This is a genomic window from Kitasatospora sp. NPDC058184 (assembly GCF_042883725.1).
Taxonomy (GTDB): Bacteria; Actinomycetota; Actinomycetes; order Streptomycetales; family Streptomycetaceae; genus Kitasatospora.
The window spans coordinates 97,900-114,359 of record NZ_JBHVVE010000004.1 but is presented as its reverse complement, the minus strand read 5'-3'; the positions used below and the strand labels follow the sequence as shown (position 1 = coordinate 114,359).

General features: G+C 74.8%; 11 protein-coding genes and 1 pseudogene. 2 read left to right on the top strand and 10 right to left on the bottom strand.

The features are described 5' to 3' along the window. Nucleotides 1-262: 262 nt before the first annotated feature. The 8 genes from typA to ACFVXH_RS09100 form a co-directional block, all read right to left on the bottom strand. Nucleotides 263-2,167: a translational GTPase TypA gene (gene typA / locus ACFVXH_RS09135; RefSeq protein ID WP_117489405.1), complete on the bottom strand. Its 1,905-nt coding sequence runs from the start codon at nucleotides 2,165-2,167 to the stop codon at nucleotides 263-265. A 353-nt stretch (nucleotides 2,168-2,520) separates the two neighbouring features. Beyond that, a complete protein-coding gene (locus ACFVXH_RS09130) occupies nucleotides 2,521-4,332 on the bottom strand; it encodes an ABC transporter family substrate-binding protein (RefSeq protein ID WP_387821790.1) in 1,812 nt (603 codons plus the stop codon). A 92-nt stretch (nucleotides 4,333-4,424) separates the two neighbouring features. Continuing rightward, nucleotides 4,425-7,025: a SpoIIE family protein phosphatase gene (locus ACFVXH_RS09125; protein WP_387821787.1), complete on the bottom strand. Its 2,601-nt coding sequence runs from the start codon at nucleotides 7,023-7,025 to the stop codon at nucleotides 4,425-4,427. A gap of 228 nt (nucleotides 7,026-7,253) precedes the next feature. Next, on the bottom strand, nucleotides 7,254-10,013 hold the full coding sequence (locus ACFVXH_RS09120; protein WP_387821784.1) for a SpoIIE family protein phosphatase: 2,760 nt from the start codon (nucleotides 10,011-10,013) through the stop codon (nucleotides 7,254-7,256). A 139-nt stretch (nucleotides 10,014-10,152) separates the two neighbouring features. Continuing rightward, entirely contained in the window at nucleotides 10,153-10,641 is a 489-nt protein-coding gene (locus tag ACFVXH_RS09115) for an NUDIX domain-containing protein (protein ID WP_387821781.1), read from the bottom strand. 102 nt (nucleotides 10,642-10,743) lie between these two features. Next, nucleotides 10,744-10,938 (bottom strand): SPOR domain-containing protein, encoded by a 195-nt coding sequence (locus tag ACFVXH_RS09110; protein WP_380743713.1) that lies wholly within the window; start codon nucleotides 10,936-10,938, stop codon nucleotides 10,744-10,746. Between the two features lie 168 nt (nucleotides 10,939-11,106). Further along, the gene (locus tag ACFVXH_RS09105; RefSeq protein ID WP_387821778.1) at nucleotides 11,107-12,666 is read right to left on the bottom strand and encodes a DUF4190 domain-containing protein; all 1,560 of its coding nucleotides are present in this window, start codon (nucleotides 12,664-12,666) and stop codon (nucleotides 11,107-11,109) included. Between the two features lie 171 nt (nucleotides 12,667-12,837). Beyond that, entirely contained in the window at nucleotides 12,838-13,656 is an 819-nt protein-coding gene (locus ACFVXH_RS09100) for a methyltransferase domain-containing protein (protein WP_387821776.1), read from the bottom strand. Between the two features lie 165 nt (nucleotides 13,657-13,821). Between ACFVXH_RS09100 and ACFVXH_RS09095 the strand changes: the two are divergent. After that, a pseudogene (locus tag ACFVXH_RS09095) lies at nucleotides 13,822-14,963 on the top strand (dihydrofolate reductase family protein). 76 nt (nucleotides 14,964-15,039) lie between these two features. Continuing rightward, entirely contained in the window at nucleotides 15,040-15,702 is a 663-nt protein-coding gene (locus tag ACFVXH_RS09090; protein WP_074001343.1) for an HAD-IA family hydrolase, read from the top strand. Between the two features lie 190 nt (nucleotides 15,703-15,892). Here ACFVXH_RS09090 and ACFVXH_RS09085 read toward each other — a convergent pair whose 3' ends face one another. Further along, nucleotides 15,893-16,147 carry a Txe/YoeB family addiction module toxin gene (locus ACFVXH_RS09085; RefSeq protein ID WP_387821773.1) on the bottom strand — a complete coding sequence of 85 codons (255 nt, stop codon included), beginning with the start codon at nucleotides 16,145-16,147 and terminating at the stop codon, nucleotides 15,893-15,895. After that, nucleotides 16,144-16,425, bottom strand: a complete 282-nt coding sequence (locus ACFVXH_RS09080) for a type II toxin-antitoxin system Phd/YefM family antitoxin (RefSeq protein WP_049658401.1) — start codon at nucleotides 16,423-16,425, stop codon at nucleotides 16,144-16,146. The genes ACFVXH_RS09085 and ACFVXH_RS09080 overlap by 4 nt, the downstream gene beginning before the upstream one ends. Nucleotides 16,426-16,460: the final 35 nt, after the last annotated feature.

Below are 16,460 nucleotides of genomic sequence, written 5' to 3'. Positions count from 1 at the left end.
CCAGTGACGATCTCAATTAGGTCACATGAACAGTCGGTAAGTTTCGAAAACCGGACATTTGAGACATAGCCAGACAGGCACCAAACGGACAGTCGTCACGGATGACGAACTGTCACGTCCGCTCAGCGGACACCCGGGTGTGATGAGCGCTATTCCGTGAATAGCGGCCCCGACAACTTGGAGTAGTTGAAAAAGTTCGCCCCCCTCTCCATGGGAAAGGGGGGCGAATCATTCCGGCCAATGGCCGTTCAGTGCGTCCGGATCACGCCTTCTTGGCGCGCGAGGCGGTGCGACCGCGGTCCTTCTGGTCGAGGACGACCTTACGGATGCGAACCGTCTCCGGGGTCACCTCGATGCACTCGTCCTCGCGGCAGAACTCCAGCGACTGCTCCAGCGAGAGCTTGCGCGGCGGGACGATCGACTCGGCCACGTCGGCGTTCGCCGAGCGCATGTTGGTGAGCTTCTTCTCCTTGGTGATGTTCACGTCCATGTCGTCGGCACGCGAGTTCTCACCGACGATCATGCCCTCGTACACCTCGGTGCCCGGCTCGCAGAAGAGCACGCCGCGCTCCTGCAGGTTGGTCATCGCGAAGGCGGTGACCACACCGGCCCGGTCGGCGACCAGCGAACCGTTGTTGCGGGTGGTCAGGTTGCCGAACCACGGCTCGTGACCCTCGTGGATCGAGTGCGCGATGCCGGTGCCGCGGGTGTTGGTGAGGAACTCGGTACGGAAGCCGATCAGGCCGCGGGACGGCACGACGAACTCCATCCGGACCCAGCCCGAGCCGTGGTTGGACATGTTGTCCATCCGGCCCTTGCGGATGCCCATGAGCTGGGTGACGGCACCCATGTGCTCCTCGGGCACGTCCACCGTGAGGCGCTCGACGGGCTCGTGGGTCTTGCCGTTGACCTGCTTGGTGACCACCTGCGGCTTGCCGACGGTCAGCTCGAAGCCCTCGCGGCGCATGGTCTCGATCAGGATGGCCAGCGCCAGCTCACCGCGGCCCTGCACCTCCCAGGCGTCCGGACGCTCGGTGTCGAGCACGCGCAGCGAGACGTTACCGATCAGCTCGCGGTCCAGGCGGTCCTTCACCTGGCGGGCGGTGACCTTGCGGTCCACCTTGACGCCGGCCTTGGCGTCCGCGCCCTTGCCGCTGCCGCCACGGCCGACCAGCGGCGAGGTGTTGGTGCCGATGGTCATCGAGATGGCCGGCTCGTCCACCGTGATCAGCGGCAGCGCGATCGGGTTCTCCGGGTCGGCCAGGGTCTCGCCGATCATGATCTCGCCGATGCCGGCGACGGCGCAGATGTCACCGGGGCCGGCCACCTCGGCCGGCTTGCGGGTGAGCGCCTCGGTCATCAGCAGCTCGGAGATGCGGACGTTCTGGATCGAGCCGTCACGCTTGATCCAGGCCACGGTCTGGCCCTTGCGCAGCTCGCCCTGCTCGACGCGGAGCAGCGCGATGCGGCCGAGGAAGTTGTCGGCGTCCAGGTTGGTGACGTGGGCCTGGAGCGGGGCGTCCTCGTCGTAGCCGGGGGCCGGGACGTGCTCCAGCAGGGTGGAGAAGAACGGCTCCAGGCTGGTGCTGTCGGCCGGGACGGTGCCGTTCTCCGGCTTGGTCAGCGAGGCGACGCCGTCACGGGCGCAGGCGTAGACGATCGGGAACTCGATCTGGTCCTCGTCCGCGTCCAGGTCCAGGAACAGGTCGTAGGTCTCGTTGATGACCTCGTCGATCCGGGAGTCCGGACGGTCGGTCTTGTTGATGCAGAGGATGACGGGCAGGCGGGCGGTGAGCGCCTTGCGGAGCACGAACCGGGTCTGCGGCAGCGGGCCTTCGGAGGCGTCGACCAGGAGGACGACCGCGTCCACCATCGACAGACCGCGCTCGACCTCGCCACCGAAGTCGGCGTGGCCCGGGGTGTCGATGATGTTGATGGTGATCGGCGCGCCACCATCCTTGGGGTGGTACTTGACCGCGGTGTTCTTCGCGAGAATGGTGATGCCCTTCTCGCGCTCCAGGTCGTTGGAGTCCATCATCCGGTCATCGAGCTGCTGGTGGGCTGCGAAGGCGCCGGCCTGCTTGAGCATGGCGTCGACCAGCGTGGTCTTGCCGTGGTCGACGTGGGCGACGATGGCGACGTTACGGATGTCGTTGCGCGTGGGCATGCCTAGCGGATTCTCCCGGAATCGTGGGTTACGGCGCCCGGCCGCGAGACGCGCACTTGCGGCCCTTTCGGCCGCTGCCACCCGTTCCGCCTGCTACTACCGGTCCACCCGCCGGGCATATCGACATGCCTCGGCTTCCTCCTATCGTACGGGGAAGCGCCCAGGTGAGCAGAAACGAGCAGGTCGCAGGGGATCAAGATCACAGGCGGATCACACGGCGCCCACCCGGCGACCGGGCTCCGGCCCCCTTCCGTTCGTGCTCCGACGGCCCGGCCCACGCACCGGGCGGACGCCCCCGGAGCGGTCTCCGGGAGGCGTCCGCCGACGCCGTGCGCCGCCCCGCCGGGGAAGCCCTACCCGCCCCAGCCCACGTCCTGGAAGCGCGGCCACCCGAAGCCGTACGCGCCGGCGCCGACCACCCCGGTCCGGACCCCGACCAGCTCCGGCCGCTGGTAGAGCGGCACCGAGTGCCCGAGCTGCCAGATCCGTACGTCCGCCTCCTGGAGCAGGTCGAGCCGGGCCGCCGGGTCCGGTTCGGCGGCCGCCCGGTCGAACAGCCGGTCGATCTCCTCGGTGCCGCCGCGGCCGAAGTTGCCGCCCGGGTCCGGCACGCCGTCGGGGTCCGGCCGGGGCTTGGCGTAGGCGGGGCGCTGTTCGCTCGCCGGGCTGGCGCCGACCGGCCGGGAGAAGAGCGCGAGGTCGTAGTCCCCGGCCGCCAGGTGCTCCCCGACGAAGGACTCGGCGGGCACGGGCACCTGTCGCACCGCGATCCCGGCGTCCCCGAGGCCGGCGGTGAGCGCGTCGGCGGTGCGCTTGGCGGTCGCCGAACCGGCCGGGAGCAGCAGCGAGAGGGAGAGCGGCTTGCCGCCCCTGCTCCGGACGCCCCCGCCGGTGGGCCGCATCCAGCCCGCCTCGTCCAGCAGCAGGCCCGGGTCCGCCTGGTCGACCGCGCCGCTGTTGTCCCGGTAGCCCTCCTGGTCGCCGGCGAGCAGGTGGCTGCCCAGCGGTGCGGCGGGCAGGCCGAGCGGGGTGAGCGCGGCGGCGGCGATCCGCTGCCGGTCGACGGCCCGGGTGAGGGCCCGGCGCACCAGCGGGTCGGTCAGCGGGGCGCGCTCGGCGTTGAGGGTGAGCTGGGTGAGCGAGGCCGCGGCGGCCCGGTGCACGGTGACGCCGGGCAGCGACTCGGCCCGCCGCAGCGCCAGCGCCGCCGACTCGGGCGCGGCCTCGGGCGGCGGCGCGACGGAGGGTGAGGCGGAGGCGGGAGCGGAGGAGGCATCGGCGGCCGGGGCGGGCACCGCCCGGTCCACCGCCGCGGTGAGCGGGGCGACGTCCAGCCGGTCCTGGTCCAGCGCGTCCAGCCGCTGCTCGGGCGGCGAGGCGAGGAAGTCGATCCGGTCGGCCTTCGCCGGCTCGCCCCACCAGAGCGGGTTGCGCACCACGGTGACCGTCCCGCCCTCGGCGTCGTACCGGGAGAGGGTGTACGGCCCGGCGCTCGGCCGGTCGCCGCCGGTCAGCGCCCGGTCGAAGTCGGCCGGGGTGGCCGTCTCGGCGGCCGGGTAGAGCGGCCCGAACAGCGAGCGCCACTCCGCGTACGGCCGCCGGAAGGTCACCCGCACCTCGTGCGGGTCGGCACCCGGGGCGACCGACTCGACGGCGTCGTACCCGGCCGCCCGCCCGCCCCGGTACGCGGGGTCCAGGCCGGACAGCGCGGTCCGCTGGGCGTCGAGGTCGGCGGCCGAGACCGGGGTGCCGTCGCTCCAGACGGCGCGCGGGTTCAGCCGGTACGTCACCACCTGCGGCGACTGCCCGGGCGGGGTGGACTCGGCGCCCTCCAGGTAGTCCGGGTCGGGGGCGAGCCGGCCGTGCTCGTCGGGCCGGAACAGCGAGGGGTACAGCGCGTGGGCGAGCAGCGCCGAGTCGGCGGTCGCCGCGCCCTGGTAGACGTTCAGCGTGGCCGGGACGCGGTCGAGGGCCCAGCGCAGCGTGCCGCCGTCCCGGACGGCGGCGCGGTCGACCGGCCCGACGTCCCCGGTGGTGGCCGTGGGCTCGGCCGGGGCGGGCACGGCGGCGGGGGTGCGGGCGGGGCCCGGGTCGTCGGAGCAGCCGCCGAGACCGGCGGCGAGCAGCAGCGCGGCGGCTGCGGCGGTGAGCTGGCGGACGCGCATGGCGGCCATCGAACGCCGCCCCGGGCGCCCGGCCCGTGCCGACACGGCGGGCGGCCGGGCGACTGCACCCGTCCGGCCCACCGATCCGGCGGCTAGAGGCCGAGCTCGAACCAGACGATCTTGCCCTTGGGCGTGCGCCGGCTGCCCCAGCGCTCGGCCAGCAGGCTGACCAGCTGCAGGCCCCGCCCACCCTCGTCGGTCTCCTGCGCGCGCCGCTGCCGGGGCTGCGCGTAGCCGTCGTCCCAGACCTCGCAGACCAGGCCGCGCTCGCGCAGCAGCCGCAGCCGGATCTCGCCCCGCCCGTGCTTGAGCGCGTTGGTGACCAGCTCGCTGACCAGCAGTTCGGTGGTGTCGACCAGCTCGTCCAGCCCCCGGGCGAGCAGCCAGCTGCACGCCAGCTCGCGGGCCTTGGCCACCGAGGTGGGCTCGGGCGGCAGGAACCAGTTGCCGACGGCGTCCTCGGGGAAGGCGTGCACCTTGGCCATCAGCAGGGCGATGTCGTCCTCGCCGTGGTGCGGGTTGAGCTCGCCGAGCACGTGGTCGCAGAGGTCCTCCAGCCCCTTGCCCCCGTCGGAGAGCGCGGAGCGGAAGGCCCGCAGTCCCTCGTCCAGCTGGTGCTTGCGGCTCTCCACCAGGCCGTCGGTGTAGAGCGCGAGCACGGCGCCGTCCGGGAGGGTCAGCTCGACCTCCTCGAAGGGCTCGCCGCCGACGCCGAGCGGCAGGCCGGGCGGCACGTCGAGCATCCGGGAGCTCTCGCCGGGGCTGAGCAGGACGGGCGGCAGGTGGCCGGCGTTGGCGAAGACGCAGCGGCGGGTGACGGCGTCGTAGACCGCGTAGACGCAGGTCGCCAGGTAGACCTCGCGGGCCTCCTCGTCGGCCGTCGAGGTGAGCCGCCCGTACGGGGTGGGCGGGCCGGCCGGCACCGAGTCGTCGCCGAGGCCGCGGGCGATCTCGTCCAGGGCGCCGAGCACCTCGGCGGGGTCGAGGTCGAGCATCGCCAGGGTGCGGACGGCGGTGCGCAGCTGGCCCATCGCGACGGCGGCGCGCAGTCCGCGGCCCATCACGTCGCCGATGACCAGCGCGGTGCGGTTGCCGGGCAGCGGGATGACGTCGAACCAGTCGCCGCCGACCTCGGTGTTGTTGTTGCTGGGCAGGTAGCGGCAGGCGATCTCCAGGCCGCTGGCGGCCGGGTTGCCCGGGGGCAGCAGGCTGCGCTGGAGGATCAGCGCCCGCTCGTGCTCGCGCCGGTAGAGCCGGGCGTTGTCGATGCAGACGGCGGCGCGGGCGACCAGTTCCTCGGCGATCGCGACGTCGCGGGCGTCGAAGGGCTCGCTGCCGATCGCCCGGGAGAGCTGGACGAGGCCGAGCACCTGGTCGCGGGCGACCAGCGGGACGATCAGGGTGGAGCGCAGCAGCGGGTCGCGCCCGGGCTCGGGGACGACGCTGCGGCCGGTGCGCAGCGCCCGGGCGTGCGGGGAGCGGCGCGGGTAGCAGAGGGTGCCGCCGGCCTCGGCGATCGGCAGGCCGGTGACCGAGCCGAGCACCGAGGAGGCGCCGCCGACCACGCTGGAGACGGCGACCCGGCGCAGTTCGCCGCTGCCGTCGGTGAGCACGGTGTCGCCGAGCCGGCCGGCGCTGGGCACGGTCTCGCCGGAGAGCAGCGCGGTGTAGAGGTCGACGGTCGCGAGGTCGCAGAACGGCGGGACGACGACGTCCAGCAGTTCCTTGGCGGTGGTCTCCAGGTCGAGCGTGGAGCCGATGTGCGCGCTGGCCTCGTTGAGCAGGGCCAGGTTGCGGCGCACCCCGTCGGCCTCGCGCTCGGCGACGTGCCGGCTGGTGACGTCGGAGACCTGCCCGGCGACGCCCATGGTCTGCCCGGCGGAGCCGTTCAGGCGGTACAGCGAGACGGCCCAGAGCCGGTTGCCCTCGCGGGTCGGGACGGCGCCGTGGAAGCGCAGGTCGAAGACGGGCTCGCCGGTGGCCACGACCTTGCGCAGGGCGGCGGTGAGCCGGTCGGCCTCGGACGGCGGGAAGAGGTCGTGCGGGGTGAGGCCCTCCAGGTCGGTGGGGACCAGTCCCATCCCGGAGGCGAAGGCGTCGTTGACCCGCTGCAGCCGCAGCCGGTCGTCGAACAGCACGAAACCGGTGGGCGTCTGCCCGAAGACGGCCTCGGAGGCGGCCAGGTCGGTCTCGATCCGGCGCAGCCGCCCGAGGTCGACGGCCAGGCAGGTGGCGCCCGCGGTGGGCAGGGCGCTGTCGGGCATCAGGTAGAGCTCGGCGAGGCCCTCGCCGCCGTCGGCGTCCCGGTACGGGGTGGTGCCGACCCACTCCTCGCCCGCCAGGGTGCGCTCCAGCCGGGCCCGGCCGCGCTGCCAGAGCTCGCGGGGGACGAAGGTGGTGACCGGGTCGGCGCCGACGGCCTCGGCGGCCGGGATGCCGAAGAACTCGGCGGCGCGCTCGCTCCACTGGCTGATCCGCCCGTCGGGGCCGATCGCGAAGGTGGCGACCCGGATGTAGTCGTAGATCGAGCCGGGGTCGCCGGCGCCCCAGGCGCGGTCCTCGGCGACGGGGTGGTGGCCGCGCCCGCCGACCGCGCCGTCCGGTACGGACAGGTGCGCGGAACCGGCCTGCCCGGGTACAGCGGCATGACCGCTGCTGCTCGGCGACACGCTCCGCGCCGGAGTGCTGTTCAACGGACCGACCCCTCCAACCCGCGACCGTCCGGATGTCGAGAAGACCGAGTATTCATCATCGAGGGGTACGTTCACACGCCCTCAACATCACAACATCAGATCGGGCGAAGGTTTTTGTCCTACCGCCCGCGCAACCACAATGCCACGCTCGCGCCCCCTTCCGGAGCGCGCGCTCCCCCTGAGCGCCCGATGGCATATGCGACCCCGCTCCCCTGCTGTTCGTTCCGCTCACGATCCATCGGGCTCACTACCCGGCAGCGCCTGCTCGAACCAGACCACCTTGCCGATGCCCTCGGCCCGGGCGCCCCAGCGCAGTGCCAGCCGGTGGACCAGCTCCAGACCGCGCCCGCCCTCGTCGGCCTCGGCCGCGTGCCGCTCCCGGGGCGGATCGGGCAGCGGGTCGGAGATCTCGACCAGCAGCGTCTCACCGAGCGTCAGCCGCACCCCGATGGGGGCGCTGGCGTACCGGACGGCGTTCGTGACCAGCTCGCTGACCAGCAGTTCGGCGGTGTCGGTGAGCTCCTCGACGCCCCACTCGACGAGGGTGGCGCGGACCAGCCGGCGGGCCCGGGAGACGGCGGTGGGCTCGGCTGGCAGGGTCCAGCCCGCCGTCGGGGTGCCGGCCTGGCCGTGGCCGAGCCGGGCCAGCAGCAGCGCGACGTCGTCCGGCTCCCGGCCCTGCTCCATGGTGTCCAGCACCGCCTCGCAGGCGGCCTGGATGGAGGCGTGCGGCCCCTGGAGCACGGTGACCAGCCGGCCGAGGCCGACGTCCAGGTCCTTGTCCCGGGACTCGACCAGGCCGTCGGTGCACAGCGCCAGCAGACTGCCCTCGGGGATCTTCAGTTCGACCGACTCGAACGGGACTCCGCCCACCCCGAGCGGGGCACCGGAGGGCAGGTCGAGGATGCGGCCGGCGCCGCCGGGCAGCGGGCCGCCGGTGCGGGTCGGCTCCGCGGCGTCCTCGCCCGGCACCACCAGCACCGGCGGGATGTGCCCGGCCTTCGCGACGGTGAGCCGGGCCGTCGCCGGGTCGAAGACCGCGTAGACGCAGGTGGCCAGCAGCGCCTCGTCCGGGCCCTGGGCGAGGTCGTCGGCCAGCTCGTGGACGTGCCGCAGCAGGACGTCCGGCGGCAGGTCGAGGGCGGCCAGCACCCGGACGGCGGTGCGCAGCCGTCCCATCGTGGCGGCGGCCCGCAGGCCGTGGCCCATCACGTCGCCGACCACCAGCGCGGTGCGGTCGCCGGGCAGCGGGATGACGTCGAACCAGTCGCCGCCGACCTCGGTGCCGCTGCTGCCGGGCACGTACCGGTAGGCGACCTCGACGCCGGTGGGCTGCGGGACCTGCTGCGGGAGCAGGGTGCGCTGGAGGGTGAGCGCGGCGGTGCGCTCGCGGGCGTAGAGGCGGGCGTTGTCCAGCGAGCTGCCGGCCCGGTCGGCCAGTTCGACGGTGAAGGCCAGGTCGTCCCGGTCGAAGCCCTCGCGGTAGCCGGCCCGGCTGACCAGCAGCAGGCCGATCACGATGCCGCGGGCGCGCAGCGGCACGACCAGCATCGAGTGCACGCCCAGGTCCCGGGCGGCCTGCATCTTCGGGTCTCCGGGGTAGGTGACGTCGTCCAGTTGGTCGGCGCCGGACAGCAGCTCGGGCACGCCGGTGCGCAGCACCCGGCCGCAGACCGACTCCTCGGCGAAGGTGATCCGGGCGCCGCGGCGCAGCATCACGTCCACCTCGGGGCCGTCCTGGACGGAGGCGGTGCCGAGCTGGAGCAGCGAGGTGCGCCGGTCGTGGCCGTGCCGGGGCAGGTCGTCACCGTGCGCGACGGCCTGGAGCAGGACCACCGCCGAGTGGTCGGTCAGCCGGGGGACGACCGAGCCGGCCAGCTCCTGGGCGATCCGGGAGGCGTCCAGCAGGTCGCCGACCCGGGAGCCGAACTCGTTGAGCAGCGAGAGCCGGCGCCGGGCGTGCTCGACCTTGGCGACCGCCCGGTAGCGCTCGGTCACGTCCATCACGGTGCCGGAGATGCCGAGCACCCGGCCGGAGCGGTCCGTCATCCGGCTGTAGGAGATCGAGCGGTAGCCGGCCCGGGTGGTGACCGGGGAGGCCAGGGTGACGTCGATGACCGGCTCGCCGGTGGCCAGCACCTGGCGCTGGATGGCGGTGATCTCGTCGGCGGCCCGCTCCGGCAGGGTCTCGCCGGTGGTGCGGCCGACGTGGTCGTCCGGGGCGACGCCGTTCATCTCGGCGAGGGTCCGGTTGACGGCCGTGTAGCGCAGGCCGGTGTCCATGATGGCGATGCCCAGCGGGGACTGCTCGAACAGCGCGTCGCGCACCGCGAGGTCCCGTTCGACGGCCTGGACGGCGGCCGCCTCGGCCATGTTGACCTGGAGGAACGGGGTGCCGTCGCCGTCCACCAGGAGGGAGATCCGGGCGTCCACGGCGACCGGGGCGCCGTCCCGGTCGCGCAGCTCGGCGTAGCCGGCCCAGCGGCCGTGCCGCAGGGTGTCCTGGATCGCGCCCCGGATCCGGGCGACCTGCTCCCGGTCGGGGATCAGCTCGTCGATCCGGCGGCCGACCAGCAGCTCGTTCGGCCAGCCGAGCAGCTCCTCCGCGGCGGGGCTCCAGAGCACCACCCGGCCCGCGGTGTCCAGGATCGCGATGGCGACCTTGAGCATGTCCAGCAGGCTGCCGCCGGCGGGCGTGCCGGGGGTGCCCGTGGCATCGGCCGGACCGCCGGGGAAGGGCCGGGCGGGGCGTCCGCGCAGGCCGCCCCGGGTACCCGGCTCGGCCACCGCCAGGGTCGGCGCCGGCTGGTCGGGCCGTACGGTGTCGGGCCGCGCGGTGTCGGGGGCCTCGACGGTGCCCCGGCGGCGGGCGGCCGGCGACTGGGGGGCGGCCGGACGGGCGGCGCGGCGCAGTCGGGCGCGGGCGGCGGCGCTCCCCGCGGAGCCTGCCCGCCGCTCTCCCCCGCCGCCGTTCCCGGTACTCGACACCGACGGGGCCTCCGGCTCTGGTCGGGATCGGCGTCGCCGGCTGGGGACGGCTCACCGATGGTGACGAATAGTGCCGAAAAGTGACATACCCAGCAGCATCCAGGCTATCCCGGCCCCCGGGTCGTCTTGTCCGATTGACCTACCCGGCGGACTGCGCGTCGCCCACCGCCGACGCGCTGTCGGCGGCGCCCGCCGGGGCGCCCGCGAGCAGCCGGGCGACGTACGGCAGCACGTCACGGTCGTGGTCGATCCAGTCCACGGCGTCCAGCTCGTCCGGGCCCAGCCAACGCAGCGCGTCGTGGTCCTGCAGTGCGCGCGGCTCGCCGGACAGCAATTCGGCGGCCCAGAAGCGCAGCTCCAGGCCGGGGCGCACGGCCCACGCGCCCGGCAGCCGGACCAGCGCACGCGCCCGGACGCCGAGCTCCTCCAGCAGCTCCCGCTCCAGCGCCTGCGCCTCGGTCTCCCCCGGCTCGGCCTTCCCGCCGGGGAACTCCCACCGGCCGACCACCGCCTCGGGCGCGCTGCGCCGGGCGGCGAGCACCCGGCCGCGGTGGACCAGCGCACCGCCGACCACGATCCGGGGCGGAGCGGCGGGGGCGTCGGGGGCGGGGTCGTGGGTCGCGTCCATGGGCCCGACCCTACGGTCTGCGGTCGGGCCCGGGCGTTCGCGGAGGGCTCAGGCGCCACGGAGGGCTCAGGCGTCGCGGAGGGCTCAGGCGTCGCGGAGGGCTCAGGCGTTGCGGACCGTCCCGTCCGCCGGTTCGGGCCGGGATGCCTCCCCGTCCTCCTCGACCCAGTACAGCTGCTTGTGGCCGCGGGCCTCGAACTCGGCGGCCAGCCGCCGGGCCTCCGCCCGGTCGAGGTCCTTGGCGACCAGGAAGCGGTTGCCGTTGTCGTCCTGCCGCATCACCCGGTGGGTACCCATGGCCGGAGAGTACCGGGGGCTCCCGCGGGCCGGCCCGCCCCGGGGCGGACGGGCTGGTCCCCGGCTCGCGTGGGGGTCGGGCCGGGGACGTGCCCACGACCGTACGGCCGGCGGGTTACCGGCAGGTACGGGCCCGGTCAACGGCCGGTAACCGCGCCTCCGGACGGCTCAGACCCGCAGGTCGGGCGCCTGCTCCCCGGTCGACAGGTCCAGCCCGCGGCGGATCTCCAGGGCCGTCGGCGTCGTCCTGGCCTCCAGCGCCCTGGCCTTGCGGAGGTCGCCCGCCAGGTCGGTGCCGGAGGCCGCGGCGTCCCAGGCGGCGGCCGCCTGCGACTTGGCCTCGGCCAGCTTGGCGATCCTCGGCTGGACGTCGGCCGGCCAGGCCACCCCCGTCCTGGCCAGCACCGCCGCCTGGGTCCGGGAGGCGGAGGCCACCCGGCGCGCCCAGGCCCGGTAGTCGGCCTCGGCCTCGGCGACCTCCCGCTCCGGCTGGTCCAGGTAGTCGTCGTTGAAGGTCCGGGCGGCCTCCAGATAGGCCAGCTGGGGCGCGGTCAGGTGGCTGCGGTCGGTGCGGACGGTGCCCCGGTGCCGGTCCTCGCGGTCCTCGTAGGCGCAGGTCACGTACCGCGAGCCGGACGCCCAGTTCTTCTCGGTCGGGTAGAGGTAGACGTCCTCCATGCCGTCAGGGACGGCCCACTGGTCGAGCGCGTAGCCGCTCAGCACCTGGCGGCACAGCCGGCCGGCCGACTCGCGGGCCGCGCGCTCGCCCGGGTAGGCGCCGGCGCCGAGCAGGAGGTCGGCGGTGCCCGCCACCTCGCCGTGGTGCGGCTCGGTGCAGGCCACCCGGTGCACCCAGTACACCGTCTCGTCGCCGCCCCCGTCCGCCGTCGACCCGCCCTGGGGGGAGTCGTAGCAGTCGCCGGCCTTGAGGTCGGACCAGTGCACCGAGCCGGCCGGCGCCTTCGGGGGCAGGCCGGAGCGGCCGGCCCGCGCCGAGCTGAAGTCGGCCGCGCCGAGCAGCAGGGCCATCAGCACCGTGCCGATCGTGCCGAGCACCAGGCCGGTCACCGCCATGCCGGAGCCGCGCTCCTTGCGGCGGTTGATCTGGACCAGCGCGAGGACGCCGAACACCAGGGCCACCGGGGCCACCAGGAGCAGGCCGGTGACCAGGGAGCCGACGGCGAAGCCGTTGGTGGGGGCGGGGCCGGGGACGAACCCGGGGCCGACGAACCCGGGGCCGGGCGCGCCGGCCGGGCCCTGGCCGGGGGCCGGGGCGTACGGGTGGCCGGGCTGGAAGCCGGACTGGGCGGCGGGGGTGACGGAGGCCCAGCCGCCGGCGGGCAGCGGGTGCGGCGGCTGGGGCGGGGCGGCCGACGGCGGGACGGCCTGCGGGGCCGGGGCCGGGGCGGCGGACGGGCCGGCGGAGAGGTCGGGGGCGGCCCAGGGGTCGGCGGGGGCGGTGGGGGCGGTGGGGCCCGCCGGCTCGGCGGCGCTCGCGGGCTCGGCCGGGTTCGTGGGCTCGGCCGGGTTCGTGGGCTCGACCGGCCCCGCTGGCTCGGCGGCGGCCTTGCGGAAGTCCACCCGGGGGTCCTGACCGGCCGTCGGCGCCTCCGTCGCGTCCGTACCACCCGCGCCAGCATCCGCGCCCGTACCCGCGTCGGTTCCCGTGGCCGCGGACGGCTCCGGCTCCGGCCCCGGGACGGGCGGCTCGGACTCAGGCTTGGACACGTGGACTCCCCCAACCCACCGGGGCGGGCATCGGCTCGGCGCTCGGCACCATGGCTCCGCGCCACGGCTCGGACCCGAACGGACCCTCACGGGCCCGATCTGAACGGTCGCGCGACTTTACCCGATCTTTCCGAACACCTGCCCGACCTTTCCGGGCCGCCCTCCGCCCGCTCAGCCGCGGGCCAGCACCTCCCCGTGCAGCATCGAGAACCAGCCGTCCCCGGCGGCGCTCCACTCCCGCCAGCCGTCCGCGATCCGCTCCGGCTCGTCCTGCTCCGCGAAGCCCAGCCCGACCGCCGTCCGGCCCAGCGCGGTGCCCGTCACCCGGTCCGCCCACATCCCGCCCCACCAGGCGCGCTGCTCGGGCGTCGCGAACGTCCAGGTGGAGGAGCTCGCGGTGATCTCGGTGAAGCCGGCGGCGCGGGCCCAGGACAGCAGCCGCCGGCCGGCGTCCGGCTCGCCGCCGTTGGCGCGGGCGGTCCGCCGGTACAGCTCCAGCCACCGGTCCAGCGCGGGCGCCTCCGGGAACCAGGTCATCGAGGCGTAGTCGACATCGCGGACCGCGACCACGCCGCCCGGCGCCGTCACCCTCCGCAGCTCGCGCAGCGCGGCCACCGGGTCGGCCACGTGCTGGAGCACCTGGTGGGCGTGCACCACGTCGAACTCGCCGTCCCGGTAGGGCAGCCGGTGCACGTCGGCGCACTCGAAGGCGACGTTGGACAGCCCCCGCCCGGCGACGTGTCCGGCGGCCTGCTCCAGCACCTCGGCGGAGGCGTCCACCGCGACCACCCGCCCCTGCGGGCCGACCAGCGCGGCCAGGTCCGCGGTGATCGTGCCGGGACCGCAGCCGACGTCCAACAGGGCCTGGCCGGGCCGCAGTTCGGGCAGCAGGTAGCCGGCCGAGTCGGCGGCGGTGCGGGAGCGGTGCGAGCGCAGCACGGCCTCCTGGTGGCCGTGGGTGTAGACGGCGGCGGGCTGCGGTCCGGTCATGAGGTCCCCCCTGGGCGCGGTCGGCCGCGGTGCTCCGCGACACCTCCGACGCTACTCGTCGTCCCGGATGGCGAGAAGATCCGTCTCGCATTTCGGTCGCCGTGGGCCGGGGCCGCACCCGGCCGCCGTACCGTGGAGGCGCCCCCGACAGAACGGTCCCCGCCCATGCCCGGCCCGCGCCCCTACGTCCTGCTGAGCGCCGCCGTCTCGCTCGACGGCCACCTCGACGACGCCTCCCCCGACCGGCTGCTGCTCTCCAACGCCGCCGACTTCGACCGGGTCGACGAGGAGCGCGCCGCCGCCGACGCCGTCCTGGTCGGCGGCAACACGCTGCGCGCCGACAATCCCCGGCTGCTGGTCAACGATCCCGGACGCCGGGCCGCCCGGCTGGCGGCCGGCCGGCCCGAGTACCCGCTGAAGGTGACGCTCAGCGCGAGCGGCGAACTCGACGCCGGCCTGCGGTTCTGGCACACCGGCGGCGCCCGGCTCGCCTACACCACGGAGGCCGGGGCGGCGGTGCTGCGCCCCCGGCTGGACGGGCTGGCCGAGGTGGTCACGCTGGGCGACGCGGTGGACCTCGGCGCGGTGCTGGACGACCTGGGCGCCCGCGGGGTGCGCCGACTGATGGTCGAGGGCGGCGGGGGCGTGCACACCCAGTTCCTGGCCCAGGGCCTGGCGGACGAGCTCCAGCTGGCCGTCGCCCCGCTGCTGGTCGGCCAGGCCGACGCGCCCCGGTTCGTCCGCCCGGCCGCGTTCCCGGGCGGTCCGGGTCGGCGGATGCGGCTGCTGGAGGCACGTACCGTGGGCGACGTCGTCCTGCTCAGGTACGCCCCGAAGGAGCCCGCGCCGTGACCCAGTCCGCCTCCACCGACCTCGACCACCTGCGCCGGGCCGTCGAGCTCTCCCGCCGCTGCCCGCCGTCCGAGACGGCCTTCTCGGTCGGCGCGGTGATCGTCGGCGCCGACGGCACGGTGCTGGCGGAGGGCTACAGCCGGGAGGCGGACCCGCACGACCACGCCGAGGAGGCCGCCCTGGCCAAGCTCCCGGCCGGCGACCCCCGGCTGCGCGGGGCGACCGTCTACAGCTCGCTGGAGCCCTGCGGGCAGCGCGCCTCGCGGCCGATGCCGTGCGCCCGGCTGCTCCTCGCGGCGGGCGTGCCGCGGGTGGTGGTCGCCTGGCGCGAGCCGGACCTGTTCGTCACCGACTGCCAGGGCACCGCGCTGCTGACGGCGGCCGGGGTCGAGGTGGTGGAGCTGTCGGAGCTGGCCGAGGAGGCCCGGGCGGTCAATGCCCACCTACTCGGATGATCTTTTGTATCATCGAGAAACAAAGAGCTCGCATTCTCCGGCTCTCCCGTCGCCACACTCCCCGAGGAGCCGCCCCATGACCGCTGCCCCCGTCCGGCTGACCGCCCGCGCCCTCCTCCTGGACATGGACGGCACCCTCGTCAACTCCGACGCCGTGGTCGAGCGCTGCTTCAGCCGCTGGGCCGAGCGGAACGGCCTGGACCCCGCCGAGGTGCTCGCCGTCGCCCACGGCCGCCAGGGCCACGCGACCATGGCCCTCCTGCTGCCCGACCGCCCGGCCGAGCTCAACCTGGCCGACAACGAGCGGATCCTCGCCGAGGAGCGCGCCGACACCGAGGGCGTCGTCCCGGTGCCCGGCGCCGCCGCCTTCCTCGCCTCACTGACCGGCCTCCCGCACGCCCTGGTCACCTCCGCCGACCTGCCGCTCGCCCGGATCCGGATGACCGCCGCCGGGCTCCCGATGCCGTCCGTCCTGGTCACCGCCGAGTCCGTCGGCGCCAGCAAGCCCGACCCCGAGGGCTTCCTCAAGGGCGCCGCCGACCTCGGCTTCGCCCCCGCCGACTGCCTCGCCTTCGAGGACTCCGGCGCCGGCATCGCCGCCGCCAAGGCCGCCGGCGTCCGCGTCGTCGGCGTCGGCCCGCGCGCCCTCCCCCACCACCCGGACGCCCACGCCGACACCCTCACCACCGTCACCGTCACCGCCGCCCCCGACGGCCTCCTCACCGTCACCGTCGGCTGACCCCGGAAACACCGCACCGCCCGGACCCCGTACGAACGCGGGGCCCGGGCGGTCCGGGTACGCGGCGGCGGCCGGCCGTCAGACGTTGCAGCGGAATGCTCACCATGCGGCTGTGACCTGCAAAGATGCTGATCCCGGCGACCCAAGTCAGCACAGAATCAGCACGGCGACTCGAACTCGACGCCGGCCATCAGTAGTGGTAGCGGGCGGCCAGAACGATGACCTCCCGGTCCGTCACCAAGTAGACGAGGCGGTGCTCGTCGTCGATCCGCCGCGACCAGGCACCGGGCAAGTGGTACTTCAGCGACTCGGGCTTGCCGATGCCGGTGAACGGGTCACGCAGGACGTCCTCGATGAGCTTGTTGATCCGGACGAGCATCTTGCGGTCGTTCTTGAGCCAGGAGGTGTAGTCCTCCCAGCCGGTCTCCTCGAAGACGAGCCTCACGAGGCACCCTTCTCGGGACCCGCCGCATCCGGGTCGATCAGCTCCCGCTCGGAAAGCCCCGCGCCGCCGAGGGCGTTCTCATAGGCCTTGAGCAGCCGCCGGGCGTTGGCGGGTGAGCGCAGCAGGTACGAGCCTTCGCGCAGGGCCGCGTAGTCCTCGGCCGAGACGAGTACGGCATTCCCGTGCCTGGAGACGATCTCGATGGCGTCGTGGTCCTCGTTGACCTTCTTGATCAACGGGAAGAGGTCCCGGCGGGCCTCGCTCGCGGTGATGGACATGATGGGAACCCCTTCCGCAAGTGGTACGAAAAAGC